We start from the raw sequence: 23,518 nt of genomic DNA, 5'->3' as shown, positions 1-23,518 counted from the left end.
CTTGATCCCCTAAATTTGGCGGGAATTCGTTCCTGCCATTTTGCTTTTCTTGTAAGACAATAGCGTCGCAAGACAACAGTGGAGCTAGTAGATGGCAACTATCAACCAGCTGGTACGTCAGCCGCGTAAGCGTATCGTCGAGAAATCCGACGTGCCTGCGCTGCAGAACTGCCCGCAACGTCGTGGCGTATGCACCCGTGTGTATACCACCACGCCGAAAAAACCTAACTCGGCACTGCGTAAAGTATGCCGTGTGCGTCTGACCAACGGTTTCGAGGTTTCCTCGTACATCGGTGGTGAAGGCCACAACCTGCAAGAGCACAGCGTGGTACTGATCCGCGGCGGTCGTGTAAAAGACTTGCCAGGTGTTCGTTACCACACCGTTCGCGGTTCTTTGGATACTTCCGGCGTTAAAGGTCGTAACCAGGGTCGTTCGAAGTACGGTACCAAGCGTCCGAAGTAATCGGCCGTTTTGCAGTTTTTCATTTTATTGAGTCGATAAGAGTAAGGTCGGGCACGCATTAGCTGTCCCGGGCTAACCTGAAGACCGTTTGAGGGCTTATCAATGCCAAGACGTCGCGTAGCAGCCAAACGTGAGATTCTGGACGATCCGAAATACGGAAGCCAGATTCTCGCCAAGTTCATGAACCACGTAATGGAAAGCGGCAAGAAAGCCGTTGCCGAGCGTATTGTTTATGGCGCACTGGACAAAGTTAAGGAACGCAAGAACAGCGATCCCCTGGAAATCTTCGAGAAAGCTCTCGACGCCATCGCTCCGCTGGTCGAAGTGAAGTCGCGCCGTGTAGGCGGTGCTACTTACCAGGTTCCGGTCGAAGTTCGTCCGTCCCGTCGTAACGCCCTGGCAATGCGCTGGTTGGTAGACTTCGCCCGCAAGCGCGGTGAGAAGTCCATGGCTCTGCGTTTGGCTGGCGAACTGTTGGACGCTGCTGAAGGTAAAGGTGCTGCAGTTAAGAAGCGTGAAGACGTGCACCGTATGGCTGAAGCCAACAAGGCTTTCTCGCACTACCGCTTCTAATTCTAGCGTCACTCAATTTGCGAGGGCTTTATGGCTCGTACTACACCGATTAATCGCTACCGTAACATCGGTATCGTTGCCCACGTGGATGCTGGTAAAACCACCACCACTGAGCGCGTCCTTTTTTACACTGGCAAAAGTCACAAGATGGGCGAGGTGCATGATGGCGCCGCGACCACCGACTGGATGGTGCAGGAGCAGGAGCGTGGTATTACCATTACTTCTGCTGCCATTACCGCCTTCTGGAAGGGTTCCGAGAAGCAGTATCCGCACGAGCATCGCTTCAACGTTATCGATACCCCGGGTCACGTGGACTTCACCATTGAAGTTGAGCGTTCCCTGCGTGTACTCGACGGCGCTGTGGTTGTGTTCTGCGGTACCTCGGGTGTTGAGCCTCAGTCGGAAACCGTATGGCGTCAGGCCAACAAATACGGTGTTCCACGTCTTGTTTACGTAAACAAGATGGACCGTGCTGGTGCCAACTTCCTGCGCGTGATCGGTCAGATCAAGCAGCGTCTGGGTCACACTCCGGTGCCGATCCAGCTGGCTATCGGTTCCGAAGACAACTTCCAGGGTCAGATCGATCTGATCAACATGCAAGCTGTCTACTGGAACGATTCTGACAAGGGTATGGTTCCTGTTCGCAAGGACATCCCGGCAGAGTTGCTGGAAGAAGCCGAGAAGTGGCGCGGCAACATGGTTGAGGCTGCGGCCGAAGCCAACGAAGAGCTGATGAACAAGTACCTTGAGGGTGAAGAGCTCACCAACGAGGAAATCAAGGCCGCTCTGCGTCAGCGTACCATCGCTGGTGAGATCGTTCTGGCTGTTTGCGGTTCTTCCTTCAAGAACAAGGGTGTTCCCCTGGTTCTCGATGCTGTGATCGACTTCCTGCCTGCTCCAACCGACATTCCTGCTATCAAGGGTTCCAACCCTGATAACGAGGAAGAGGAAATGGAGCGTCATGCAAGCGACGACGAGCCTTTCGCGGCCCTGGCGTTCAAGATCGCTACCGACCCATTCGTGGGCACCTTGACCTTCGTTCGGGTTTACTCGGGCGTGTTGAACTCCGGTGACGGCGTGATCAACTCTGTTAAGGGCAAGAAAGAGCGTGTGGGTCGTATGGTGCAAATGCACGCAAACGCCCGCGAAGAGATCAAGGAAGTGCGCGCTGGCGACATCGCGGCCTTGATCGGCATGAAGGACGTCACCACCGGTGAAACCTTGTGCAACGCTGACAAGCCGATCATCCTGGTGCGCATGGACTTCCCGGAGCCGGTTATTTCGGTTGCCGTTGAGCCAAAAACCAAGGATGACCAGGAAAAAATGGGTATCGCTCTGGGCAAACTTGCTCAGGAAGATCCATCTTTCCGCGTCAAGACTGATGAAGAGACCGGTCAAACGATCATCTCTGGCATGGGCGAGTTGCACCTGGACATCCTGGTTGACCGGATGCGCCGTGAGTTCAATGTCGAAGCCAACATCGGCAAGCCTCAGGTTTCCTATCGTGAGCGCATCACGAAGAACTGTGAAATCGAAGGCAAGTTCGTTCGCCAGTCCGGTGGTCGTGGCCAGTTTGGTCACTGCTGGATTCGCTTTGCACCGGCTGACGAAGGTCAGGAAGGTCTGCAATTCGTGAACGAAGTCGTAGGTGGTGTGGTTCCTAAGGAATACATCCCGGCGATCCAGAAGGGTATCGAAGAGCAGATGAAGAACGGCGTTGTTGCCGGCTATCCGCTGATCGGCCTGAAGGCGACTGTGTTCGATGGTTCTTACCACGACGTCGACTCCAACGAGATGGCGTTCAAGGTGGCTGCTTCCATGGCGACCAAGCAACTGGCCCAGAAGGGCGGTGGTGAGTTGCTTGAGCCGATCATGGCGGTAGAGGTTGTTACGCCTGAAGACTACATGGGTGATGTCATGGGCGACCTTAACCGTCGTCGTGGCATGATTCTGGGTATGGAAGATACGGTTTCCGGCAAGGTCATTCGTGCCGAGGTTCCGTTGGGTGAAATGTTCGGTTACGCAACCGACGTTCGTTCCATGTCTCAGGGTCGCGCGAGCTACTCTATGGAATTCAAAAAATACAATACAGCTCCGTCGCATATCGTCGAAACTGTTACCAAAAAGCAAGGCTGATTCAGCCCTTTAAGCTAGGAGTTAATTGTCGTGGCTAAAGAAAAATTTGAACGGAACAAACCGCACGTCAACGTTGGCACCATCGGTCACGTCGACCACGGTAAAACCACGCTGACCGCTGCTCTGACCCGTGTCTGCTCCGAAGTTTTCGGTTCGGCCAAGGTTGACTTCGACAAGATCGACAGCGCCCCGGAAGAGAAAGCTCGCGGTATCACCATCAACACCGCTCACGTTGAATACGATTCGGCCGTGCGTCACTACGCACACGTTGACTGCCCAGGTCACGCCGACTACGTAAAAAACATGATCACTGGTGCTGCCCAGATGGACGGCGCGATCCTGGTTTGCTCGGCCGCTGATGGTCCGATGCCACAAACCCGTGAGCACATCCTGCTGTCCCGTCAGGTAGGCGTTCCGTACATCGTTGTCTTCCTGAACAAGGCTGACATGGTTGACGACGCTGAGCTGCTGGAACTGGTTGAGATGGAAGTGCGCGATCTGCTGAGCACTTACGACTTCCCAGGTGATGACACTCCAATCATCATCGGTTCGGCTCTGATGGCTCTGAACGGCCAAGACGACAACGAAATGGGCACCACCGCTGTCAAGAAGCTGGTGGAAACTCTGGACAGCTACATCCCAGAGCCAGAGCGTGCTATCGACAAGCCGTTCCTGATGCCAATCGAAGACGTATTCTCGATCTCCGGTCGCGGTACTGTTGTGACTGGTCGTGTTGAGCGTGGCATCGTCCGCATCCAGGAAGAAGTTGAGATCGTCGGTCTGCGCGACACTCAGAAAACTACCTGCACCGGCGTTGAAATGTTCCGCAAGCTGCTCGACGAAGGTCGTGCTGGCGAGAACTGCGGCGTACTGCTGCGCGGCACCAAGCGTGACGACGTTGAGCGTGGCCAGGTTCTGGTCAAGCCAGGCACCGTCAAGCCGCACACCAAGTTCACTGCAGAAGTTTACGTTCTGAGCAAGGAAGAAGGCGGCCGTCATACTCCGTTCTTCAAAGGCTACCGTCCACAGTTCTACTTCCGTACAACTGACGTGACCGGTAACTGCGAGCTGCCAGAAGGCGTTGAAATGGTAATGCCAGGTGACAACATCCAGATGACTGTCACTCTGATCAAGACCATCGCGATGGAAGACGGTCTGCGTTTCGCTATCCGTGAAGGCGGTCGTACCGTCGGCGCTGGCGTCGTAGCCAAAGTCATCGAGTAAGTCTCTTGTAGAGTCAGCTCGATGAGTTGAAGAGCCCCCGCCTAGCGGGGGCTTTTTTATTGGGTTGACACCTATCAGGGGCGTCTATAGAATTGCGCCTCCTTTTAACGGGCGTATTGCGCTCGGTGGGAATAGCAGCCGGAGTCTGAAATCCAATGCAAAATCAGCAAATCCGTATCAGGTTGAAGGCTTTTGACCATCGCCTGATCGACCAATCCACCCAGGAAATCGTGGAAACCGCGAAACGTACTGGTGCTCAAGTGCGTGGTCCAATTCCACTGCCTACCCGTAAAGAGCGGTTCACCGTTCTGGTCTCCCCGCACGTCAACAAAGACGCGCGTGACCAGTACGAGATCCGTACTCATAAGCGCGTTCTGGACATCGTCCAGCCAACGGATAAAACCGTTGATGCACTTATGAAGCTTGATCTTGCGGCCGGTGTGGAAGTGCAGATCAGCCTCGGCTAAGACTCGGTCTTGGTCGTGTAACGCTCTGAAATGGGCGGCCATAGCGGGTGAAAGCCCCGTACACTCATGAGGTTTACAACATGACTATTGGTGTAGTCGGTCGTAAATGCGGTATGACCCGTATTTTCACCGAAGAAGGTGTCTCCATTCCGGTCACGGTCATTGAGATCGAGCCGAATCGCGTCACCCAGTTCAAAACTGAAGAGACCGATGGCTATCGTGCAGTGCAAGTCACTGTCGGCGAGCGTCGTGCTTCGCGTGTAACAGCTGCTCAAGCTGGCCACTTCGCCAAGGCGAACGTTGCCGCTGGTCGTACCGTAATGGAATTCCGCCTTGAAGAAGGCGAGTACCAGGCCGGCGATCTGATCAACGCTGAAATCTTCGCTGCTGGTCAACTGGTTGATGTAACCGGTCAGTCCAAGGGTAAAGGCTTCCAGGGTACGATCAAGCGTTGGAACTTCCGCGGGCAAGATAACACCCACGGTAACTCCGTATCCCACCGCGTTCCAGGCTCTATCGGCCAGTGCCAGACTCCTGGTCGTGTATTCAAGGGCAAAAAAATGTCCGGTCATATGGGCGCTGAGCGCGTGACCGTGCAGTCCCTCGAAGTAGTGCGCGTGGACGCTGAACGCAATCTGTTGTTGGTCAAGGGCGCTGTTCCTGGCGCTACTGGCGGCAACTTGGTTGTACGTCCAGCAGCCAAGGCTCGCGGTTAAGGGGAAGCTGACATGCAATTAAATGTAAATGACGCTCAAGCGATCGAAGTTTCCGAACTGACATTTGGCGGCGAATTCAACGAGACGCTGGTTCACCAAGCAGTCGTGGCCTACATGGCTGGCGGCCGTCAAGGTAGCAAGCAGCAAAAGACCCGTTCCGACGTTTCTGGTGGCGGTAAGCGCCCATGGCGTCAGAAAGGTACTGGCCGTGCTCGTGCCGGTACTATCCGTAGCCCAATCTGGCGTGGCGGCGGTACCACTTTTGCAGCTCGTCCTCAGGATCACTCCCAGAAGCTGAACAAGAAGATGTATCGCGCAGCAATGCGTTCCATCCTTGCTGAGCTGGTGCGTACTGATCGTCTGGTCGTGGTTCAGGACTTCGCTGTTGAAGCACCGAAAACCAAAGATCTGCTGAACAAGCTGAACGGCATGGGCCTGACTGACGTCCTGATCGTGTCTGACGCTGTTGATCAGAACCTGTACCTGGCTGCTCGCAACCTGCCACACGTTGATGTTCGTGACGTGCAAGGTTCCGATCCGGTCAGTCTGATCGCATACGACAAGGTGTTGATCACCGTGTCGGCCGTGAAGAAATTCGAGGAGCTGCTGGGATGAACCAGGAACGCGTATTTAAAGTTCTGCTTGGCCCGCACGTTTCCGAGAAGGCTACGGTTCTGGCAGACAAGAAAGGCCAGTTCGTTTTCAAGGTTGCTACCGACGCAACCAAGCTGGAAATCAAGAAGGCCGTCGAAAGCCTGTTCAGCGTGAAAGTAGAGCGCGTTACTACCCTGAATGTTCTGGGTAAGAGCAAGCGCACTGCTCGCGGTCTGGGCAAGCGTAATGACTGGAAGAAGGCAGTTATCTCCCTTCAGCCAGGCCAAGATCTCGATTTCAGCAGCAGTGCTGAGTAAGGAAGGGGTGCATCATGGCAATCGTTAAATGCAAACCGACTTCCCCTGGCCGCCGTTTTGTGGTCAAGGTGGTCAACCAGGAGCTGCATAAAGGCGCTCCTCACGCACCGCTGCTCGAGAAAAAATCGAAGTCTGGTGGTCGTAACAACAATGGCCGTATTACCACTCGTCACATCGGTGGTGGTCATAAGCAGCATTATCGTCTGGTCGACTTCCGTCGCAACGACAAGGATGGCATCGCTGCCACCGTCGAGCGTATCGAATACGATCCAAACCGTACTGCTCACATCGCTCTGCTGCTGTACGCAGATGGCGAGCGTCGCTACATCATCGCCCCTAAAGGCGTGAGTGCTGGCGACCAGCTGATCGCAGGTGCTTTGGCACCGATCAAGCCGGGCAACGCTCTGCAGCTGCGTAACATTCCAGTTGGTAGCACCGTACACGGCATCGAATTGAAGCCAGGTAAAGGCGCACAGATCGCTCGTTCCGCTGGTGCTTCGGCTCAGTTGATCGCTCGTGAAGGTGTCTACGTGACCCTGCGTCTGCGTTCTGGTGAGATGCGTAAAGTACTGGCTGAGTGCCGTGCGACCCTGGGCGAAGTCTCGAACTCCGAGCACAGCCTGCGTTCGTTGGGTAAAGCTGGTGCCAAGCGCTGGCGTGGCGTTCGCCCAACCGTTCGTGGTGTTGCCATGAACCCGGTTGACCACCCACATGGTGGTGGTGAAGGTCGTACCTCTGGTGGTCGTCATCCGGTATCGCCATGGGGCTTCCCGACTAAGGGCGCGAAGACTCGTGGTAATAAGCGTACCGACAAAATGATCGTCCGTCGTCGCAAGTAAATAGAGGGATACGACAGTGCCACGTTCTCTGAAAAAAGGTCCTTTTATTGATCTTCACCTACTGAAGAAGATCGAAGTGGCGGCGGAAAAGAACGATCGCAAACCAGTTAAGACCTGGTCGCGTCGTTCGATGATCCTGCCACAAATGGTCGGTCTGACCATCGCAGTACACAACGGTCGCCAACACGTCCCAGTTCTCGTTAACGAAGACATGGTCGGCCACAAACTGGGCGAGTTTGCCGGTACCCGCACATACCGTGGGCACGTGGCTGACAAGAAAGCCAAGCGTTAAGGGGTAAGGAAATGGAAGTAGCCGCTAAGTTGTCGGGCGCTCGAATCTCCGCCCAGAAAGCCCGCTTGGTCGCCGACCAGATCCGCGGGAAGAAGGTGGGCGAAGCGCTCAACCTGTTGGCTTTCAGCAGTAAGAAAGCCGCCGAGATCATGAAGAAAGTGCTGGAGTCGGCCGTAGCCAACGCCGAGCATAACGAAGGCGCAGATGTTGATGACCTGAAGGTCAGCACCGTTTTCGTCAACGAAGGGCGTTCGCTGAAGCGCATCATGCCACGTGCCAAAGGCCGTGCTGATCGCATCGTCAAGCGGTCTTGCCATATCACTGTCAAGGTTGCTGACAAGTAACGGAGTCGAAGAGATGGGTCAGAAAGTACATCCCATTGGCATTCGCCTGGGAATCGTCAAGGAGCACACCTCCGTCTGGTACGCAGACGGTCGGACTTATGCGGACTACTTGTTCGCTGATCTGAAGGTGCGTGAGTATCTCCAAGACAAACTAAAAAGCGCGTCCGTAAGCCGTATCGATATCCATCGTCCGGCGCAGACTGCACGCATCACCATCCACACTGCTCGTCCAGGTATCGTTATCGGGAAGAAAGGTGAAGATGTTGAGAAGCTGCGTCAGGACCTGACCAAGCAAATGGGTGTGCCTGTGCACATCAATATCGAAGAGATCCGCAAGCCGGAGCTCGACGGTATGCTGGTTGCGCAGAGCGTAGCTCAGCAGCTGGAGCGTCGTGTAATGTTCCGTCGCGCTATGAAGCGCGCTGTACAGAACGCAATGCGCATTGGTGCCAAAGGCATCAAAATCCAAGTGAGCGGTCGTCTCGGCGGTGCTGAAATCGCACGTACTGAATGGTATCGCGAAGGTCGTGTGCCACTGCACACCCTGCGTGCCGACATCGACTATGCCAACTACGAAGCTCACACCACCTACGGTGTGATCGGTGTAAAGGTTTGGATCTTCAAAGGCGAAGTAATTGGTGGTCGCCAAGAAGAGCTGAAGCCACAAGCACCAGCGCCTCGTAAAAAAGCTGCTAAGTAAGGGGTACGCCAAATGTTGCAACCAAAGCGTACGAAGTTCCGCAAGCAGATGACCGGTCACAACCGTGGCCTGGCATTGCGCGGTAGCAAAGTCAGCTTCGGCGAGTTCGCGCTGAAGTCTGTTGCTCGTGGTCGTCTCACCGCTCGTCAGATCGAGTCAGCGCGTCGTGCTCTGACCCGTCACGTAAAACGTGGCGGCAAGATCTGGATCCGTGTATTCCCGGACAAGCCTGTCACCAAGAAGCCACTCGAAGTTCGGATGGGTAAAGGTAAGGGTAACGTGGAGTACTGGGTTGCCCAGATTCAGCCAGGCAAAGTCCTGTATGAAATCGAGGGTGTTTCTGAAGAGCTGGCGCGTGAGGCTTTCGCCCTGGCTGCTGCAAAGCTGCCGCTCGCCACCTCCTTTGTTAAACGGACGGTGATGTGATGAAAGCGAATGAACTTCGTGAAAAATCAGCACAGCAGCTGAACGAGCAACTGCTCGGCCTGCTGCGCGACCAGTTCAATCTGCGTATGCAGAAAGCAACTGGCCAGTTGGGGCAGTCTCATCTGCTCTCGCAAGTTAAGCGTGACATCGCTCGCGTGAAAACTGTGCTCAACCAGCAGGCAGGTAAGTAATCATGGCTGAAGCCGAAAAAACTGTCCGTACGCTGACTGGCCGTGTTGTCAGCGACAAGATGGACAAAACCATCACCGTTCTGATCGAGCGTCGCGTTAAGCACCCGATCTACGGTAAATACGTTAAGCGTTCGACTAAGCTGCACGCGCACGACGAAACCAATCAGTGCCACATCGGCGACAAAGTCACTATTCGTGAAACTCGTCCGATGGCCAAGACCAAGTCTTGGGCGCTGGTTGATGTTCTCGAACGCGCTGTGGAAGTCTAAGGGCTAGGGGTCGGAGAAATTATATGATTCAGACTCAATCCATGCTCGATGTGGCCGATAACAGCGGCGCTCGCCGTGTTATGTGCATCAAGGTGCTGGGTGGCTCCCATCGTCGTTACGCTGGTATTGGTGACATCATCAAAGTTACCGTCAAGGAAGCAATTCCTCGCGGTAAGGTGAAAAAAGGCCAAGTGATGACTGCTGTTGTAGTCCGCACTCGCCACGGTGTTCGTCGCGCTGACGGCTCCATCATCCGCTTTGATGGCAACGCTGCTGTTCTGTTGAACAACAAGCAAGAGCCAATCGGCACCCGTATCTTTGGGCCAGTGACCCGTGAGCTTCGTACTGAGAAGTTCATGAAGATCGTCTCGCTCGCCCCAGAAGTGCTGTAAGGAGATCCGACATGCAAAAGATTCGTCGTGACGACGAGATCATCGTGATCGCCGGCAAGGACAAGGGTAAGCGCGGTAAGGTGCTGAAGGTTCTCGCTGACAACCGTCTGGTTGTTGGTGGCCTGAACCTGGTCAAGCGCCATACCAAGCCTAACCCGATGTCGGGCGTACAGGGCGGTATCGTCGAGAAAGAAGCGCCACTGCACGCTTCCAACGTCGCCATTTTCAACGGCGAAACCAACAAGGCTGACCGCGTTGGTTTCAAAGTAGAAGACGGTAAGAAAATTCGTGTCTTCAAGTCGACCCAAAAAGCGGTTGATGCTTGAACACTGCTAGGTAGAAGACCATGGCACGACTAAAAGAGATTTACCGGAAGGAAATCGCACCGAAGCTTAAGGAAGAACTTAAGCTTTCGAACGTGATGGAAGTTCCGCGCGTTACCAAAATCACCCTGAACATGGGTCTGGGCGAAGCGATCGGCGACAAAAAAGTCATCGAGCACGCTGTTGCTGACCTGGAAAAGATCACCGGTCAGAAAGTCGTTGTGACTTACGCTCGGAAATCCATCGCTGGCTTTAAAGTCCGTGAAGGTTGGCCGATCGGCGTCAAAGTGACCCTGCGCCGTGAGCGTATGTACGAGTTCCTGGATCGTCTGCTGTCGATCTCCCTGCCTCGGGTTCGCGACTTCCGCGGCCTGAATGCCAAGTCCTTCGATGGTCGTGGTAACTACAGCATGGGCGTTAAAGAGCAGATCATTTTCCCGGAAATCGATTACGACAAGATCGACGCTCTCCGCGGTCTGGACATTACCCTGACCACCACTGCTCGGACGGATGACGAAGGTCGCGCACTGCTGCGCGCTTTCAAATTCCCGTTCCGCAACTGATTGGAGTAGGAAAATGGCCAAGAAGAGCATGAAAAACCGTGAGCTGAAGCGTCAGCTCACCGTTGCCAAGTACGCCACCAAGCGTGCAGCGCTGAAAGCTATCATCGTTGATCTGAACGCAAGTCCAGAAGCGCGCTGGGAAGCTACCGTAGCACTGCAGAAGCAGCCACGTGATGCAAGCGCTTCGCGCATGCGTAACCGCTGCCGCCTGACTGGTCGTCCGCACGGCGTGTACCGCAAGTTCGGCCTCGGCCGTAACATGCTGCGTCAAGCTGCAATGCGTGGTGACGTTCCAGGTCTGGTTAAAGCCAGCTGGTAAGCACTGTCAATGTCTCGGTGTTCGGGGTCGCAAGATCCTGACCGCCGGTGACCTTGAACTTGAATCAAGCCCCTTTTGGGGCTTGATTCATTTGTGGGGTGTGTCTAGAATACCCGGCTCGCCTGAGCCCGTGCTTTTATCGCGCGGATGTACTCGGCGACACGTAGTAGCCGAAAGGCTAATTTTTTGTGTATTAGGAGCGTCTAGCCCATGAGTATGCAGGACCCGTTAGCGGACATGCTAACTCGTATCCGTAATGCCCAGATGGCTGAAAAGTCCGTCGTAAGCATGCCATCTTCTACTTTGAAGGTAGCTGTTGCCAAAGTCCTGAAGGACGAAGGTTACATTGCGGGTTATCAGATCAGCAGCGAAATCAAGCCACTGCTGTCCATCGAGCTGAAGTACTTCGAAGGCCGTCCGGTCATCGAGGAAGTGAAGCGCGTTAGCCGTCCAGGCCTGCGTCAGTACAAGTCCGTCGAGGATCTGCCAAAAGTTCGTGGCGGTCTCGGTGTGTCTATCGTCTCCACCAACAAAGGTGTGATGACGGATCGTGCTGCGCGCGCTGCCGGTGTCGGCGGCGAAGTTCTTTGCACTGTGTTCTAAGGGGGGATAAGCATGTCACGCGTCGCTAAGAACCCCGTTAAGCTGCCAGCCGGTGTCGAAGTCAAATTCGCAGGCCAACAGCTTTCGGTGAAGGGTGCCAAGGGCACTCTGCAACTGAACATCCATTCGTCCGTTGAGATTGTTGAAGAAGCTGGTGAGCTGCGTTTCGCTGCTCGCAATGGCGATCAACAGACTCGCGCAATGGCTGGTACCACTCGTGCGTTGGTAAACAACATGGTCCAAGGCGTAAGCCAAGGCTTCGAGCGCAAGCTCCAGCTGGTCGGTGTTGGTTACAAGGCGCAAGCAAAAGGCACAGTGCTGAACCTGGCTCTTGGCTTCTCGCACCCAGTGGATTATGAACTGCCGGAAGGCATCACCGCTGAGACTCCTAGCCAGACCGATATCCTGATCAAGGGCATCGACAAGCAGCTGGTAGGTCAAGTGGCCGCCGAGATCCGCGACTTCCGTCCACCAGAGCCGTACAAAGGCAAAGGTGTGCGCTACGCGGACGAAGTCGTCCGTCGTAAAGAAGCCAAGAAGAAGTAGGGCATAGCAAATGACCGACAAAAAAGTTACTCGACTGCGTCGCGCTCGCAAAGCACGCCTGAAAATGCACGAACTCGAAGTCGTGCGTCTCTGCGTGTTCCGCTCGTCGCAGCACATCTACGCCCAGGTCATTTCGGCCGACGGCAACAAAGTCCTGGCAAGTGCCTCGACTTTGGATAAAGAACTGCGTGATGGCGCCACTGGCAACATCGACGCGGCCACTAAGGTTGGCCAGCTGGTCGCTACGCGTGCTAAAGCCGCTGGCGTCTCGCAGGTGGCTTTCGACCGCTCTGGCTTCAAGTACCACGGCCGCGTCAAGGCGCTGGCTGATGCTGCTCGTGAAGCTGGGCTGGAGTTCTAAGTTATGTCAAATAACGACCAAAAGCGCGACGAAGGCTACATCGAGAAGCTGGTTCAAGTTAACCGCGTAGCCAAAACCGTTAAAGGCGGCCGTATCTTCACTTTCACCGCGTTGACCGTGGTTGGTGATGGTAAAGGGCGTGTTGGCTTCGGCCGTGGCAAGTCGCGTGAAGTGCCTGCTGCGATCCAGAAGGCAATGGAAGCTGCTCGCCGCAACATGATCCAGGTTGATCTGAACGGCACCACTCTGCAGTACGCAATGAAGTCCGCCCATGGCGCTTCGAAGGTGTACATGCAGCCTGCTTCTGAAGGTACCGGTATCATCGCTGGCGGCGCTATGCGTGCTGTCCTCGAGGTTGCTGGCGTTCAGAACGTTCTGGCCAAGTGCTACGGCTCGACTAACCCAGTAAACGTGGTTCACGCCACTTTCAAGGGTTTGAAAGCAATGCAGTCTCCTGAATCCATTGCCGCCAAGCGTGGCAAAAGCGTCAAGGAGATCTTCTGATCATGGCTACCGTAAAAGTTACGCTGATCAAAAGCATGACCGGCCGCATCCCTAACCACAAACTGTGCGTTAAGGGTTTGGGTCTGCGTCGCATCGGTCACACTGTAGAGGTCCTGGATACTCCCGAGAATCGCGGGATGATCAACAAGGCCTACTACATGCTGCGTGTAGAGGGTTAATCGATGAAACTCAATGATCTGAGTCCAGCGCCGGGTTCCCGTCGCGAAAAGCATCGTCCGGGCCGTGGTATCGGCAGTGGTTTGGGCAAGACCGGTGGCCGTGGCCACAAAGGTCAAACCTCCCGCTCCGGTGGCACCATTGCTCCAGGCTTTGAAGGCGGTCAACAGCCGCTGCATCGTCGCCTGCCGAAGTTCGGTTTCGTTTCCCTGAAGGCCATGGATCGCGCAGAAGTGCGTCTGTCCGAGCTGGCTAAAGTGGATGGCGACATCGTCACCGTGCAGTCCCTGAAGGATGCCAACGTGATCAACCAGAACGTACAGCGTGTGAAAATCATGCTGTCGGGCGAAGTTGCTCGCGCTGTCACCATCGGAAAGGGAATCGGCGCCACCAAAGGTGCGCGTGCGGCTATCGAAGCAGCTGGCGGCAAGTTCGAGGAATAAATGGCTAAGCAAGGTGCTCTCTCTGCGCTCGGCAAAGGCGGTATGTCTGAACTCTGGGCTCGTCTGCGTTTTCTGTTCCTGGCGATTATCGTCTACCGAATAGGCGCACACATCCCGGTTCCAGGTATCAACCCGGACCGACTCGCGGACCTGTTTCGACAGAATGAGGGGACCATTCTTAGCTTGTTCAACATGTTTTCCGGCGGTGCGCTGGAACGGATGAGTATCTTTGCTCTGGGGATCATGCCGTACATCTCGGCATCGATCATCATGCAACTGATGACCGCCGTCAGCCCACAGCTGGAACAGTTGAAGAAGGAAGGTGAAGCTGGCCGTCGCAAGATCAGCCAGTACACCCGCTACCTCACCGTCGTCCTTGCTCTTGTCCAGGCTGTTGGCATGTCCATCGGTCTGGCAGGGCAAGGCGTAGCGTTCACTGGTGACTTTGGCTTCCATTTCGTCGCAGTAACCACGTTTGTGGCGGGTGCGATGTTCATGATGTGGCTGGGTGAGCAGATTACTGAGCGTGGTGTTGGCAACGGTATCTCGATGTTGATTTTCGCAGGTATCGTCGCCGGTCTTCCGAGAGCGATCGGGCAGTCTTTCGAGTCTGCGCGTCAGGGTGACATCAACATTTTTGCCCTGGTTGCGATCGGTTTGCTGGCAGTAGCGATTATCGGTTTCGTGGTGTTCATTGAGCGTGGTCAGCGTCGTATTGCTGTTCACTACGCCAAGCGTCAGCAGGGCCGCAAGGTATTTGCTGCGCAGACTAGCCACTTGCCGCTGAAGGTGAATATGGCCGGTGTTATCCCGGCTATTTTTGCGAGCAGCATTTTGCTGTTCCCGGCTTCGCTGGGTGCCTGGTTTGGTCAGTCTGAAGGTATGGGCTGGCTGCAGGACATCTCGCAGTCGATCGCTCCTGGTCAGCCGTTGAATATTCTGCTGTTTAGTGCAGGGATTATTTTCTTCTGCTTCTTCTATACGGCGTTGATGTTCAATCCGAAAGACGTAGCGGAAAACCTGAAGAAGTCCGGTGCCTTTATTCCGGGTATCCGTCCAGGCGAGCAGTCGGCGCGCTACATTGATGGCGTTTTGACTCGTTTGACCTTGTTCGGTGCTCTCTATATGACGGCCGTCTGCTTGCTTCCCCAGTTCCTGGTGGTTGCGGCAAACGTTCCGTTCTACCTTGGCGGGACCTCGTTGCTGATCGTGGTCGTGGTTGTGATGGACTTCATGTCCCAAGTACAATCGCACCTCGTTTCGCACCAGTACGAATCCCTGATGAAGAAAGCCAACCTGAAGGGCTACGGCAGCGGCATGTTGCGCTGAGTAGCGTCCATAAGGTTCGAGGAGTTGGTGATGAAAGTTCGTGCATCGGTGAAAAAGCTGTGCCGTAACTGCAAGATTATTCGCCGCGAAGGCGTTGTTCGGGTAATTTGCAGCGCGGAACCGCGTCACAAACAGCGCCAAGGCTGAGTGTGATTGTGCTTTAAGCCCGGCAGCTAGTGCGCTGCCGGGTTGATTATTTGTTATTACAGCGATATTATCTCGCGCCCTATTTCTTGGCTTCCGGGGCGTAGGTAGCTGTCAATTGGAGTCCCACTGAATGGCCCGTATTGCAGGCGTTAACATTCCAGATAACAAGCATACTGTTATCTCGCTGACCTACATCTATGGTGTTGGTCGCACTACTGCACAGAAAATTTGTGCAGTGTCTGGGGTAAACCCAGCGGCAAAGATCAAAGATCTGAGCGACGAGCAGATTGAACAGCTGCGTGGCGAAGTGGCGAAGTTCACCACTGAAGGTGACCTGCGTCGCGAAATCAACATGAAAATCAAGCGCTTGATGGACCTCGGTTGCTATCGCGGTCTGCGTCATCGTCGTGGTCTTCCAGTACGCGGTCAGCGTACCAAGACCAACGCGCGTACCCGTAAAGGTCCGCGTAAGCCGATCCGCAAGTAATCGCCCCAGCGAATCGACAGGAATTTAATCATGGCAAAACCTGCTGCTCGTCCTCGTAAAAAAGTTAAAAAGACAGTGGTTGATGGCATCGCCCACATCCATGCTTCTTTTAACAACACCATCGTGACCATTACCGACCGTCAAGGTAACGCTCTTTCCTGGGCAACCTCCGGTGGTTCGGGTTTCCGCGGTTCCCGCAAGTCCACCCCGTTCGCTGCTCAAGTAGCTGCTGAGCGTGCTGGTCAAGCTGCGCTGGAATACGGTCTGAAAAACCTCGACGTTAACGTCAAGGGTCCAGGTCCGGGTCGTGAATCCGCAGTCCGCGCTTTGAACGGCTGTGGCTACAAGATCGCCAGCATCACCGACGTGACGCCAATCCCGCACAACGGGTGCCGTCCGCCGAAGAAGCGCCGCGTGTAATCCAGGAGATTGTAAAGAATGGCTCGTTACATTGGTCCAAAATGCAAACTCGCTCGTCGCGAAGGCACCGATCTCTTTCTGAAGAGCGGCGTGCGCGCGATCGAATCGAAGTGCAACATTGAAGCAGCACCTGGTATCCACGGCCAACGCCGCGGTCGCCAGTCCGATTACGGCACCCAACTGCGTGAAAAGCAGAAGGTCCGTCGTATCTACGGCGTTCTCGAGCGTCAATTCAGCGGCTACTACAAAGAAGCAGCTGGCAAGAAGGGCGCAACCGGCGAAAACCTGTTGCAACTGCTCGAATGCCGTCTGGACAACGTTGTATACCGTATGGGTTTCGGTTCTACTCGTGCCGAATCCCGTCAGCTGGTATCGCACAAGTCGATCAGCGTTAACGGTCAGACCGTAAACGTTCCGTCCTACCAGGTTCGTGCTGGTGACGTGGTTGCTGTTCGCGAGAAAGCAAAGAACCAACTTCGCATTGTCCAAGCTCTCGATCTGTGTGCCCAACGTGGCCGCGTAGAATGGGTAGAAGTAGACACTGAGAAGAAGTCGGGCGTTTTCAAGAACGTTCCTGCTCGCAGTGATCTGTCCGCCGACATCAACGAAAGCCTGATTGTCGAGCTCTACTCCAAGTAAGGGCTAGAAAATAGGTGCATCCATGCAGATTTCGGTAAATGAGTTCCTGACACCCCGCCATATTGATGTGCAGGTTGTCAGTCCAACCCGCGCCAAGATCACACTCGAGCCTCTCGAGCGTGGTTTCGGCCACACCCTGGGCAACGCGCTGCGCCGCATCCTGTTGTCCTCAATGCCCGGCTGTGCAGTAGTCGAGGCCGAGATTGACGGTGTGCTCCATGAGTACAGCGCCATCGAAGGTGTACAGGAAGATGTAATTGAAATCCTGTTGAACCTTAAAGGTCTGGCTATCAAGCTGCACGGTCGTGACGAAGTTACGCTGACCTTGTCGAAGAAGGGTTCGGGGGTGGTTACCGCTGCCGATATTCAGCTGGATCATGATGTCGAGATCGTTAACCCCGATCACGTAATCGCTAACCTGGCGTCTAACGGCGCCCTGAACATGAAGCTCACCGTAGCTCGTGGTCGTGGTTATGAACCGGCAGACTCGCGTCAGAGCGATGAAGACGAAAGCCGCAGCATCGGTCGCTTGCAGCTCGACTCTTCGTTCAGCCCGGTTCGCCGTATCGCATACGTGGTGGAAAACGCCCGTGTCGAACAGCGTACCAACCTGGACAAGCTGGTTATTGATCTGGAAACCAACGGTACCCTGGATCCTGAAGAGGCCATTCGCCGCGCTGCAACCATCCTGCAACAGCAGTTGGCTGCGTTCGTCGACCTCAAGGGTGACAGTGAGCCAGTGGTTGTCGAGCAGGAAGACGAGATCGATCCGATCCTGCTTCGCCCGGTTGACGATCTGGAACTGACTGTACGTTCGGCTAACTGCCTTAAGGCGGAAAACATCTACTACATCGGCGACCTGATTCAGCGCACCGAAGTAGAGCTGTTGAAGACTCCGAACCTTGGCAAGAAATCCTTGACTGAAATCAAGGACGTTCTGGCCTCCCGCGGTCTGTCCCTCGGCATGCGCCTCGACAACTGGCCGCCTGCAAGTCTTAAGAAGGACGACAAGGCGACTGCCTGATCGTCGTAATCACCGAACGTTGTGTTTGGTAAGGAATGAACCATGCGTCATCGTAAAAGTGGTCGTCACCTGAGCCGCACCAGCTCGCACCGCAAGGCCATGTTCCAAAACATGGCGGTGTCGCTGTTCGAGCACGAGCTGATCAAAACTACACTGCCGAAAGCCAAAGAACTGCGCCGCGTTGCTGAGCCGCTGATCACTTTGGCCAAGACAGATAGCTTGGCTAACCGCCGTCTGGCTTTCGACCGTACTCGTTCGAAAGCTATCGTTGGTAAGCTCTTCAACGACCTGGGCAAGCGTTACGCTACCCGTGAGGGTGGCTACCTGCGCATCCTCAAGTGCGGTTTCCGCGCTGGCGACAACGCGCCTATGGCGTACGTCGAGTTGGTTGATCGTGCTACCAGCGGTGAAGCTGTATCCGCTGAGTAAGTCGGCAACATACAAATAACCGGGCCTTGTGCCCGGTTTTTTGTGCCCGGTCAAAAAGTGGCAGTCACCTCTGATGGCTGGCTTGCGCTTGGCAATGCGACAGCATTAGATAATGACTATCGATGTCCATGATTTAATGAATTTGGATACTGTCATTAACATGATCAATACTCCTTTCCAGCCGATTAGCCGGCAGTTTGAAGACCGACCTAGGAAGATTGAGCATGAGCCAGACCAAAACGCTTACGACCGCCAGCGGCGCTCCTGTCGCCGATAACCAGAACTCTCGCTCCGCTGGCCCGCGTGGCCCGCTGTTGCTCGACGACTTCCACCTTATCGAGAAGCTCGCTCACTTCAATCGCGAGAACATTCCCGAGCGCCGTGTACACGCTAAGGGATCGGGCGCTTACGGCACATTTACCGTAACCCGGGATATCACCCAGTACACCAGCGCCAAGCTGTTTGAGTCGGTCGGCAAACAGACCCCGACGTTCCTGCGTTTTTCCACCGTGGGTGGCGAGCGTGGCTCTGCCGATACTGAGCGCGATCCACGCGGTTTCGCCCTGAAGTTCTACACCGAGGAAGGGAACTGGGACATCGTGGGTAATAACACCCCTGTGTTCTTCATCCGCGATCCGCTGAAATTCCCCGATTTCATCCATACGCAGAAGCGCCTGCCCCAAAGCAATCTGAAAAGTGCCCAAATGATGTGGGATTTCTGGTCGCATTCGCCTGAGGCTTTGCACCAGGTCACCATTCTGTTCTCTGATCGTGGCATTCCCGATGGCTACCGTCACATGCACGGCTTTGGCAGCCACACCTATAGCCTGATCAGTGCCCAGGGTGAGCGTCACTGGGTGAAATGGCACTACAAGACCAAGCAAGGGATCAAGAACCTGACGCCGGCTGAAGCTGCACGCCTGGCGGGCACCGACCCGGATTACGCTCAGCGTGATCTGTTCAATGCGATCGAGCGTGGCGATTTCCCGAAGTGGAGCGTCTGCATCCAGATCATGACCGAGGCCCAGGCGGCGGCCCATTACGAGAACCCGTTCGACGTGACCAAGACCTGGTCGCAGAAGGAGTTTCCGTTGATCGAGGTCGGCGAGTTGGAACTCAACCGTAACCCGCTGAACTACTTCGCTGAAGTTGAGCAGGCGGCGTTCGGGCCGAGCAATATGGTTCCAGGGGTTGGCCTTTCGCCAGACCGCATGCTGCAAGGTCGTGTGTTCGCCTACGCTGATGCACACCGCTACCGTGTGGGTACCAATCACCAGCAATTGCCAGTCAACGCCCCGCGCAGCCCGGTCAACACTTACCAGCGCGACGGAGCCATGGCGTTCGGCAGCAATGGCGGTGCAGCACCGAACTACGAGCCCAACAGCTACGTCGAGGCCCCCAAGCAGGCTCCGCGTTATGCTGAACCGGCGCTGGCGCTCGGTGGTTCGGCAGACCGTTACGATCACCGCGAAGATACCGACTACTACAGTCACGCCGGTGCGCTGTTCCGCTTGATGAATGATGCCCAGAAAGCGCTGCTGATCAGCAACATCGCGGGTGCGATGGCCGGTGTATCGGCGGATGTCGTCGATCGTCAGTTGCAGCACTTCTTCAAAGCGGATGTCGCTTACGGTGAAGGCATCGCGAAAGCGTTGGGCGTACAGCTTAACTAAGTCTAAACGAGAAGCAGAACCGCCCTCAATTGGGCGGTTTTTGCGTTATTTAACCGGCTTTTCTCGGATTTTCTTCGCTTTTATCGCGATAGGCGAGTGACCTTGCGGTCAGCTTGGTTCAAACTAGAGCCTTCAAAGCTTGTGGAGATGTAGGGCGATGCAAGGTCACCCAGACGTAATCGATTACCTCAACACGCTGCTGACAGGCGAACTGGCAGCCCGTGATCAATATTTCATCCACTCGCGGATGTACGAGGACTGGGGTTTTACCGAGCTCTACGAACGTATCAACCATGAGATGGAAGAAGAGGCCCAGCACGCCGATGCGTTGATGCGCCGGATCCTCATGCTCGAAGGTACGCCACGCATGCGCCCTGATGATCTGGACATCGGCACCACGGTGCCAGACATGCTCGCGGCCGACCTGCGCCTGGAATACAAAGTCCGTGCCGCGCTGTGCAAGGGCATTGAGCTCTGCGAACAGCACAACGATTACGTGACCCGCGAGATCCTGCGCATCCAGCTCAACGACACCGAAGAAGACCATACCTACTGGCTCGAGAAGCAGCTGGGCCTGATCAAGTTGATAGGCCTGGAAAATTACCTGCAGTCGCAGTTCTGATTGCAGGGAAAGGGAACGCAGAGCGTCCCAAGCTGCATTCCCACGCGGAGCGTAGGAACGATCAAACAAAAAAGCCCCTGTCATTGATGAGATGACAGGGGCTTTTTCGTGGCCGGGGAAAAATCAGTCCCGGTCACGCTCCAGCAACGGCTTGAGGTAGTAGCCAGTGTACGACTGCTTCATCTCGGCCACTTCCTCGGGGGTACCCACCGCGATGATCTGACCACCCTTGGAGCCGCCTTCCGGCCCCAAGTCCACCAGCCAGTCCGCCGTCTTGATCACATCGAGGTTGTGCTCAATTACCACCACGGTGTTGCCATGGTCGCGAAGGCGATGCAGGACGTCGAGCAATTGCTGGATATCAGCGAAGTGCAAGCCCGTGGTCGGCTCGTCGAGGATGTACAGGGTCTTGCCGGTATCACGCTTGGACAGCTCGCGAGACAGCTTGACCCGCTGGGCCTCGCCGCCGGACAACGTCGTTGCCGATTGCCCAAGCTTGATGTACGACAGCCCCACATCCATCAGCGTCTGGAGCTTGCGCGCCAGGGCCGGCACCGCGTCGAAGAACACCCTGGCCTCTTCGATGGTCATCTCGAGGGTTTCGTGGATATTCTTGCCCTTGTACTTGATCTCCAGGGTTTCGCGGTTGTAGCGCTTGCTCTTGCACACGTCGCACGGCACATAGATGTCCGGCAAGAAGTGCATCTCGACCTTGATCAGGCCGTCGCCCTGGCAGGCTTCGCAGCGCCCGCCCTTGACGTTGAACGAGAAACGCCCCGGGCCATAGCCGCGTGAACGGGACTCCGGCACGCCGGCGAACAACTCGCGAATCGGCGTGAACAGCCCGGTATAAGTCGCCGGGTTGGAGCGCGGTGTGCGACCGATGGGGCTCTGGTCGATGTCGACGACCTTGTCCAGATGCTCCAGGCCCTTGATGCTGTCGTGGGCGGCGGCCTCCAGGGTCGTGGCGCCGTTCAGGGCCGTAGCGCTGAGGGGGAACAGGGTGTTGTTGATCAGCGTCGATTTGCCGGAGCCGGACACACCGGTCACGCAAGTCAGCAGCCCAATCGGGATGTCCAGGTCAACGTTGCGCAGGTTGTTGCCACGGGCGCCCTTGAGGCTCAGCGACAGCTTCTTGTTGCGCGGCGTACGCTTGGCCGGCACCTTGATCTTCACCCGGCCCGACAGGTATTTGCCGGTCAGGGAGTCGGGATGCGCCATGACTTCGGCGGCTGTGCCTTGGGCAACGATATGCCCGCCATGCACGCCCGCACCCGGACCGATGTCCACGACGTAATCCGCCAGGCGGATCGCATCCTCGTCGTGTTCGACCACGATCACCGTGTTGCCGATGTCCCGCAGGTGCTTGAGCGTCCCGAGCAGTCGATCGTTGTCCCGCTGGTGCAGGCCAATGGACGGTTCATCGAGGATGTACATCACCCCCACCAGGCCGGCACCGATCTGGCTGGCCAGGCGAATACGCTGGGCTTCGCCGCCGGACAAGGTATCTGCGCTGCGATCGAGGGTCAGGTAGTCCAGGCCAACGTTCACCAGAAATTGCAGGCGCTCGCGGATTTCCTTGAGGATCTTGTCGGCAATTTCGCCCCGGCGGCCGGTGAGCTTCAAGCCGCCGAAGTAGTCGGTGGCGTCCCCAATCGGCAGGTTGGTCACCGCCGGCAGGGTTTTCTCGCCGACCCACACATGCCGCGCCTCCCGACGCAAACGGGTACCGCGGCAATCGGGGCAGGGCTGGGTGCTGAGGAACTTGGCCAGTTCTTCGCGCACGCTGGCCGATTCGGTCTCGCGATAACGCCGCTCCAGGTTCGGCACGATGCCTTCGAACGGGTGGGAGCGTTTGACGATATCGCCACGGTCGTTCAGGTATTTGAAGTCGACACTTTGTGAGCCGCTGCCGTGCAGGATGAATTTCTGCTGGTCGGCGGGCAGCTCGTTGAAGGGTTTGTCCAGGCTGAACTTGTAGTGGGCCGCCAGCGACCCGAGCATCTGGAAGTAGTAGACGTTACGCCGGTCCCAGCCGCGAATTGCGCCCTCGGCCAGGGTCAGTTCGCCATTGACCAGGCGCTTGGTGTCGAAGAACTGCTTGACCCCCAGGCCATCGCAGGTCGGGCACGCGCCGGCCGGGTTGTTGAAGGAGAACAGCTTGGGTTCCAGCTCGCTGATGGCGTGGCCGCAGATCGGGCAGGCGAAGCGCGCCGAGAAGATGATTTCCTCGCCGGGCTCGTCGTCCATCGGCGCTACCAGGGCGATGCCGTCGGCCAGTTTCAGCGCGGTCTCGAAGGATTCGGCCAGACGCTGTTGCAGGTCGGCCCGGACCTTGAAGCGGTCGACCACCACATCGATCGAATGCTTTTTCTGTTTATCCAGCTTCGGCAGTTCGTCCAGCTCGCACAGCTTGCCGTTGACCCGTGCCCGAACGAAGCCTTGGGCGCGCAGTTCTTCGAAGACCATCAGGTGCTCGCCCTTGCGCTCGCGGATGACCGGCGCCAGCAGCATCAACTTGCTGCCTTCGGGCTGGGCCAGCACCAGGTCGACCATCTGGCTGACGGTCTGGGCTTCCAGCGGGATGTCGTGGTCGGGACACCGGGGAATACCGACCCGCGCATACAGCAGGCGCAGGTAGTCGTAGATCTCGGTGATGGTGCCGACGGTTGAGCGTGGGTTGTGGGAAGTCGACTTCTGTTCGATGGAAATCGCCGGCGACAGGCCTTCGATGGTGTCGACGTCGGGTTTTTCCATCATCGACAGGAACTGCCGGGCGTAGGCCGACAGGGATTCGACATAGCGCCGCTGGCCTTCAGCGTACAGGGTGTCGAAGGCCAGGGATGATTTGCCGGATCCGGACAGGCCGGTGATGACGATCAGCTTGTCCCGTGGCAGGGTCAGGTCGATGTTCTTCAGGTTGTGGGTACGGGCCCCACGAATCAGGATCTTGTCCAAAGTGGCCT

35 protein-coding genes are annotated in these 23,518 nt (G+C 56.0%); 34 read left to right on the top strand and 1 reads right to left on the bottom strand.

Features of this window, described 5'->3' with window-relative positions; translation table 11 throughout:
- Positions 1-91: 91 nt before the first annotated feature.
- The 34 genes from rpsL (at position 92) to bfr (ending at position 20,552) form a co-directional block, all read left to right on the top strand.
- Positions 92-463 (top strand): 30S ribosomal protein S12, encoded by a 372-nt coding sequence (gene rpsL, locus PSH91_RS23925; RefSeq protein ID WP_003186084.1) that lies wholly within the window; start codon positions 92-94, stop codon positions 461-463.
- Positions 464-565: 102 nt separating this feature from the next.
- On the top strand, positions 566-1,036 hold the full coding sequence (gene rpsG / locus PSH91_RS23920) for a 30S ribosomal protein S7 (protein ID WP_003186074.1): 471 nt from the start codon (positions 566-568) through the stop codon (positions 1,034-1,036).
- 30 nt (positions 1,037-1,066) lie between these two features.
- Positions 1,067-3,172 (top strand): elongation factor G, encoded by a 2,106-nt coding sequence (gene fusA / locus PSH91_RS23915; RefSeq protein ID WP_047230481.1) that lies wholly within the window; start codon positions 1,067-1,069, stop codon positions 3,170-3,172.
- Positions 3,173-3,202: 30 nt separating this feature from the next.
- On the top strand, positions 3,203-4,396 hold the full coding sequence (gene tuf, locus PSH91_RS23910; protein ID WP_003186103.1) for an elongation factor Tu: 1,194 nt from the start codon (positions 3,203-3,205) through the stop codon (positions 4,394-4,396).
- A gap of 155 nt (positions 4,397-4,551) precedes the next feature.
- Positions 4,552-4,863, top strand: coding sequence for a 30S ribosomal protein S10 (gene rpsJ, locus PSH91_RS23905; protein WP_003186070.1), 312 nt, complete (start codon positions 4,552-4,554; stop codon positions 4,861-4,863).
- Positions 4,864-4,943: 80 nt separating this feature from the next.
- Positions 4,944-5,579, top strand: a complete 636-nt coding sequence (rplC, locus tag PSH91_RS23900) for a 50S ribosomal protein L3 (protein ID WP_003186059.1) — start codon at positions 4,944-4,946, stop codon at positions 5,577-5,579.
- Between the two features lie 12 nt (positions 5,580-5,591).
- Positions 5,592-6,194 (top strand): 50S ribosomal protein L4, encoded by a 603-nt coding sequence (gene rplD, locus PSH91_RS23895; RefSeq protein WP_003186057.1) that lies wholly within the window; start codon positions 5,592-5,594, stop codon positions 6,192-6,194.
- Positions 6,191-6,490 carry a 50S ribosomal protein L23 gene (gene rplW, locus PSH91_RS23890; protein ID WP_002555488.1) on the top strand — a complete coding sequence of 100 codons (300 nt, stop codon included), beginning with the start codon at positions 6,191-6,193 and terminating at the stop codon, positions 6,488-6,490. Before rplD ends, rplW begins: the two co-directional genes overlap by 4 nt.
- Positions 6,491-6,504: 14 nt before the next feature.
- Complete coding sequence (rplB, locus tag PSH91_RS23885) at positions 6,505-7,329, top strand: 50S ribosomal protein L2 (RefSeq protein WP_003186055.1); 825 nt, start codon at positions 6,505-6,507, stop codon at positions 7,327-7,329.
- Between the two features lie 16 nt (positions 7,330-7,345).
- On the top strand, positions 7,346-7,621 hold the full coding sequence (gene rpsS, locus PSH91_RS23880; RefSeq protein WP_002555486.1) for a 30S ribosomal protein S19: 276 nt from the start codon (positions 7,346-7,348) through the stop codon (positions 7,619-7,621).
- Positions 7,622-7,632: 11 nt separating this feature from the next.
- Complete coding sequence (gene rplV, locus PSH91_RS23875) at positions 7,633-7,965, top strand: 50S ribosomal protein L22 (protein ID WP_003103908.1); 333 nt, start codon at positions 7,633-7,635, stop codon at positions 7,963-7,965.
- 13 nt (positions 7,966-7,978) lie between these two features.
- The gene (gene rpsC / locus PSH91_RS23870; protein WP_003176422.1) at positions 7,979-8,665 is read left to right on the top strand and encodes a 30S ribosomal protein S3; all 687 of its coding nucleotides are present in this window, start codon (positions 7,979-7,981) and stop codon (positions 8,663-8,665) included.
- 12 nt (positions 8,666-8,677) lie between these two features.
- Positions 8,678-9,091: a 50S ribosomal protein L16 gene (gene rplP, locus PSH91_RS23865; protein WP_003186052.1), complete on the top strand. Its 414-nt coding sequence runs from the start codon at positions 8,678-8,680 to the stop codon at positions 9,089-9,091.
- A complete protein-coding gene (rpmC, locus tag PSH91_RS23860) occupies positions 9,091-9,282 on the top strand; it encodes a 50S ribosomal protein L29 (protein ID WP_002555481.1) in 192 nt (63 codons plus the stop codon). Before rplP ends, rpmC begins: the two co-directional genes overlap by 1 nt.
- 2 nt (positions 9,283-9,284) lie before the next feature.
- Positions 9,285-9,551: a 30S ribosomal protein S17 gene (gene rpsQ / locus PSH91_RS23855; RefSeq protein WP_003194644.1), complete on the top strand. Its 267-nt coding sequence runs from the start codon at positions 9,285-9,287 to the stop codon at positions 9,549-9,551.
- Positions 9,552-9,574: 23 nt separating this feature from the next.
- On the top strand, positions 9,575-9,943 hold the full coding sequence (rplN, locus tag PSH91_RS23850; protein WP_002555479.1) for a 50S ribosomal protein L14: 369 nt from the start codon (positions 9,575-9,577) through the stop codon (positions 9,941-9,943).
- An 11-nt stretch (positions 9,944-9,954) separates the two neighbouring features.
- Positions 9,955-10,269 carry a 50S ribosomal protein L24 gene (gene rplX / locus PSH91_RS23845; protein WP_003186046.1) on the top strand — a complete coding sequence of 105 codons (315 nt, stop codon included), beginning with the start codon at positions 9,955-9,957 and terminating at the stop codon, positions 10,267-10,269.
- A 20-nt stretch (positions 10,270-10,289) separates the two neighbouring features.
- A complete protein-coding gene (gene rplE, locus PSH91_RS23840; RefSeq protein WP_003186044.1) occupies positions 10,290-10,829 on the top strand; it encodes a 50S ribosomal protein L5 in 540 nt (179 codons plus the stop codon).
- Positions 10,830-10,842: 13 nt separating this feature from the next.
- Complete coding sequence (gene rpsN, locus PSH91_RS23835) at positions 10,843-11,148, top strand: 30S ribosomal protein S14 (protein WP_003186042.1); 306 nt, start codon at positions 10,843-10,845, stop codon at positions 11,146-11,148.
- Between the two features lie 210 nt (positions 11,149-11,358).
- Positions 11,359-11,751, top strand: a complete 393-nt coding sequence (gene rpsH / locus PSH91_RS23830) for a 30S ribosomal protein S8 (RefSeq protein ID WP_017848802.1) — start codon at positions 11,359-11,361, stop codon at positions 11,749-11,751.
- 12 nt (positions 11,752-11,763) lie between these two features.
- Positions 11,764-12,297 carry a 50S ribosomal protein L6 gene (rplF, locus tag PSH91_RS23825; RefSeq protein WP_003186039.1) on the top strand — a complete coding sequence of 178 codons (534 nt, stop codon included), beginning with the start codon at positions 11,764-11,766 and terminating at the stop codon, positions 12,295-12,297.
- Positions 12,298-12,307: 10 nt separating this feature from the next.
- Positions 12,308-12,658 carry a 50S ribosomal protein L18 gene (gene rplR / locus PSH91_RS23820; protein ID WP_003186037.1) on the top strand — a complete coding sequence of 117 codons (351 nt, stop codon included), beginning with the start codon at positions 12,308-12,310 and terminating at the stop codon, positions 12,656-12,658.
- A 3-nt stretch (positions 12,659-12,661) separates the two neighbouring features.
- Positions 12,662-13,162, top strand: coding sequence for a 30S ribosomal protein S5 (rpsE, locus tag PSH91_RS23815; RefSeq protein ID WP_003186035.1), 501 nt, complete (start codon positions 12,662-12,664; stop codon positions 13,160-13,162).
- A 2-nt stretch (positions 13,163-13,164) separates the two neighbouring features.
- Complete coding sequence (rpmD, locus tag PSH91_RS23810) at positions 13,165-13,341, top strand: 50S ribosomal protein L30 (protein WP_003186033.1); 177 nt, start codon at positions 13,165-13,167, stop codon at positions 13,339-13,341.
- A 3-nt stretch (positions 13,342-13,344) separates the two neighbouring features.
- On the top strand, positions 13,345-13,782 hold the full coding sequence (rplO, locus tag PSH91_RS23805; protein WP_003186032.1) for a 50S ribosomal protein L15: 438 nt from the start codon (positions 13,345-13,347) through the stop codon (positions 13,780-13,782).
- A complete protein-coding gene (secY, locus tag PSH91_RS23800; RefSeq protein ID WP_047229771.1) occupies positions 13,783-15,111 on the top strand; it encodes a preprotein translocase subunit SecY in 1,329 nt (442 codons plus the stop codon). It begins immediately after the preceding gene.
- Between the two features lie 30 nt (positions 15,112-15,141).
- Positions 15,142-15,258 (top strand): 50S ribosomal protein L36, encoded by a 117-nt coding sequence (gene rpmJ / locus PSH91_RS23795; RefSeq protein ID WP_002555468.1) that lies wholly within the window; start codon positions 15,142-15,144, stop codon positions 15,256-15,258.
- A gap of 130 nt (positions 15,259-15,388) precedes the next feature.
- Complete coding sequence (gene rpsM, locus PSH91_RS23790) at positions 15,389-15,745, top strand: 30S ribosomal protein S13 (protein ID WP_047229770.1); 357 nt, start codon at positions 15,389-15,391, stop codon at positions 15,743-15,745.
- Between the two features lie 30 nt (positions 15,746-15,775).
- A complete protein-coding gene (rpsK, locus tag PSH91_RS23785) occupies positions 15,776-16,165 on the top strand; it encodes a 30S ribosomal protein S11 (protein ID WP_002555466.1) in 390 nt (129 codons plus the stop codon).
- Between the two features lie 18 nt (positions 16,166-16,183).
- Positions 16,184-16,804, top strand: a complete 621-nt coding sequence (gene rpsD, locus PSH91_RS23780; protein ID WP_003176404.1) for a 30S ribosomal protein S4 — start codon at positions 16,184-16,186, stop codon at positions 16,802-16,804.
- A 22-nt stretch (positions 16,805-16,826) separates the two neighbouring features.
- Positions 16,827-17,828: a DNA-directed RNA polymerase subunit alpha gene (gene rpoA / locus PSH91_RS23775; protein WP_003186012.1), complete on the top strand. Its 1,002-nt coding sequence runs from the start codon at positions 16,827-16,829 to the stop codon at positions 17,826-17,828.
- Positions 17,829-17,870: 42 nt separating this feature from the next.
- Positions 17,871-18,257, top strand: coding sequence for a 50S ribosomal protein L17 (rplQ, locus tag PSH91_RS23770; protein WP_003186009.1), 387 nt, complete (start codon positions 17,871-17,873; stop codon positions 18,255-18,257).
- A 224-nt stretch (positions 18,258-18,481) separates the two neighbouring features.
- Positions 18,482-19,930, top strand: a complete 1,449-nt coding sequence (locus PSH91_RS23765; protein WP_047229769.1) for a catalase — start codon at positions 18,482-18,484, stop codon at positions 19,928-19,930.
- A gap of 157 nt (positions 19,931-20,087) precedes the next feature.
- Positions 20,088-20,552 (top strand): bacterioferritin, encoded by a 465-nt coding sequence (gene bfr, locus PSH91_RS23760; protein ID WP_025215751.1) that lies wholly within the window; start codon positions 20,088-20,090, stop codon positions 20,550-20,552.
- A gap of 123 nt (positions 20,553-20,675) precedes the next feature.
- Here the strand turns inward: bfr and uvrA are convergent, their stop codons facing one another.
- Positions 20,676-23,510: an excinuclease ABC subunit UvrA gene (uvrA, locus tag PSH91_RS23755; RefSeq protein ID WP_047229768.1), complete on the bottom strand. Its 2,835-nt coding sequence runs from the start codon at positions 23,508-23,510 to the stop codon at positions 20,676-20,678.
- Positions 23,511-23,518: the final 8 nt, after the last annotated feature.

It is taken from the genome of Pseudomonas sp. FP1154 (genome assembly GCF_030687245.1).
Classification (GTDB): Bacteria; Pseudomonadota; Gammaproteobacteria; order Pseudomonadales; family Pseudomonadaceae; genus Aquipseudomonas; species Aquipseudomonas rhizophila.
Note: the sequence above shows the minus strand (reverse complement) of the source record. Positions and strands in the feature narration are given on the sequence as shown.

Bases quoted from the DNA above. Each gene is read 5' to 3' on its own strand.
- rpsL (WP_003186084.1), top strand. From the start codon at position 92: ATGGCAACTATCAACCAGCTGGTACGTCAGCCGCGTAAGCGTATCGTC.
- rpsG (WP_003186074.1), top strand. From the start codon at position 566: ATGCCAAGACGTCGCGTAGCAGCCAAACGTGAGATTCTGGACGATCCG.
- fusA (WP_047230481.1), top strand. From the start codon at position 1,067: ATGGCTCGTACTACACCGATTAATCGCTACCGTAACATCGGTATCGTT.
- rpsJ (WP_003186070.1), top strand. From the start codon at position 4,552: ATGCAAAATCAGCAAATCCGTATCAGGTTGAAGGCTTTTGACCATCGC.
- rplC (WP_003186059.1), top strand. From the start codon at position 4,944: ATGACTATTGGTGTAGTCGGTCGTAAATGCGGTATGACCCGTATTTTC.
- rplD (WP_003186057.1), top strand. From the start codon at position 5,592: ATGCAATTAAATGTAAATGACGCTCAAGCGATCGAAGTTTCCGAACTG.
- rplW (WP_002555488.1), top strand. From the start codon at position 6,191: ATGAACCAGGAACGCGTATTTAAAGTTCTGCTTGGCCCGCACGTTTCC.
- rplB (WP_003186055.1), top strand. From the start codon at position 6,505: ATGGCAATCGTTAAATGCAAACCGACTTCCCCTGGCCGCCGTTTTGTG.
- rplV (WP_003103908.1), top strand. From the start codon at position 7,633: ATGGAAGTAGCCGCTAAGTTGTCGGGCGCTCGAATCTCCGCCCAGAAA.
- rpsC (WP_003176422.1), top strand. From the start codon at position 7,979: ATGGGTCAGAAAGTACATCCCATTGGCATTCGCCTGGGAATCGTCAAG.
- rplP (WP_003186052.1), top strand. From the start codon at position 8,678: ATGTTGCAACCAAAGCGTACGAAGTTCCGCAAGCAGATGACCGGTCAC.
- rpmC (WP_002555481.1), top strand. From the start codon at position 9,091: ATGAAAGCGAATGAACTTCGTGAAAAATCAGCACAGCAGCTGAACGAG.
- rpsQ (WP_003194644.1), top strand. From the start codon at position 9,285: ATGGCTGAAGCCGAAAAAACTGTCCGTACGCTGACTGGCCGTGTTGTC.
- rplN (WP_002555479.1), top strand. From the start codon at position 9,575: ATGATTCAGACTCAATCCATGCTCGATGTGGCCGATAACAGCGGCGCT.
- rplX (WP_003186046.1), top strand. From the start codon at position 9,955: ATGCAAAAGATTCGTCGTGACGACGAGATCATCGTGATCGCCGGCAAG.
- rplE (WP_003186044.1), top strand. From the start codon at position 10,290: ATGGCACGACTAAAAGAGATTTACCGGAAGGAAATCGCACCGAAGCTT.
- rpsN (WP_003186042.1), top strand. From the start codon at position 10,843: ATGGCCAAGAAGAGCATGAAAAACCGTGAGCTGAAGCGTCAGCTCACC.
- rpsH (WP_017848802.1), top strand. From the start codon at position 11,359: ATGAGTATGCAGGACCCGTTAGCGGACATGCTAACTCGTATCCGTAAT.
- rplF (WP_003186039.1), top strand. From the start codon at position 11,764: ATGTCACGCGTCGCTAAGAACCCCGTTAAGCTGCCAGCCGGTGTCGAA.
- rplR (WP_003186037.1), top strand. From the start codon at position 12,308: ATGACCGACAAAAAAGTTACTCGACTGCGTCGCGCTCGCAAAGCACGC.
- rpsE (WP_003186035.1), top strand. From the start codon at position 12,662: ATGTCAAATAACGACCAAAAGCGCGACGAAGGCTACATCGAGAAGCTG.
- rpmD (WP_003186033.1), top strand. From the start codon at position 13,165: ATGGCTACCGTAAAAGTTACGCTGATCAAAAGCATGACCGGCCGCATC.
- rplO (WP_003186032.1), top strand. From the start codon at position 13,345: ATGAAACTCAATGATCTGAGTCCAGCGCCGGGTTCCCGTCGCGAAAAG.
- secY (WP_047229771.1), top strand. From the start codon at position 13,783: ATGGCTAAGCAAGGTGCTCTCTCTGCGCTCGGCAAAGGCGGTATGTCT.
- rpmJ (WP_002555468.1), top strand. From the start codon at position 15,142: ATGAAAGTTCGTGCATCGGTGAAAAAGCTGTGCCGTAACTGCAAGATT.
- rpsM (WP_047229770.1), top strand. From the start codon at position 15,389: ATGGCCCGTATTGCAGGCGTTAACATTCCAGATAACAAGCATACTGTT.
- rpsK (WP_002555466.1), top strand. From the start codon at position 15,776: ATGGCAAAACCTGCTGCTCGTCCTCGTAAAAAAGTTAAAAAGACAGTG.
- rpsD (WP_003176404.1), top strand. From the start codon at position 16,184: ATGGCTCGTTACATTGGTCCAAAATGCAAACTCGCTCGTCGCGAAGGC.
- rpoA (WP_003186012.1), top strand. From the start codon at position 16,827: ATGCAGATTTCGGTAAATGAGTTCCTGACACCCCGCCATATTGATGTG.
- rplQ (WP_003186009.1), top strand. From the start codon at position 17,871: ATGCGTCATCGTAAAAGTGGTCGTCACCTGAGCCGCACCAGCTCGCAC.
- PSH91_RS23765 (WP_047229769.1), top strand. From the start codon at position 18,482: ATGAGCCAGACCAAAACGCTTACGACCGCCAGCGGCGCTCCTGTCGCC.
- bfr (WP_025215751.1), top strand. From the start codon at position 20,088: ATGCAAGGTCACCCAGACGTAATCGATTACCTCAACACGCTGCTGACA.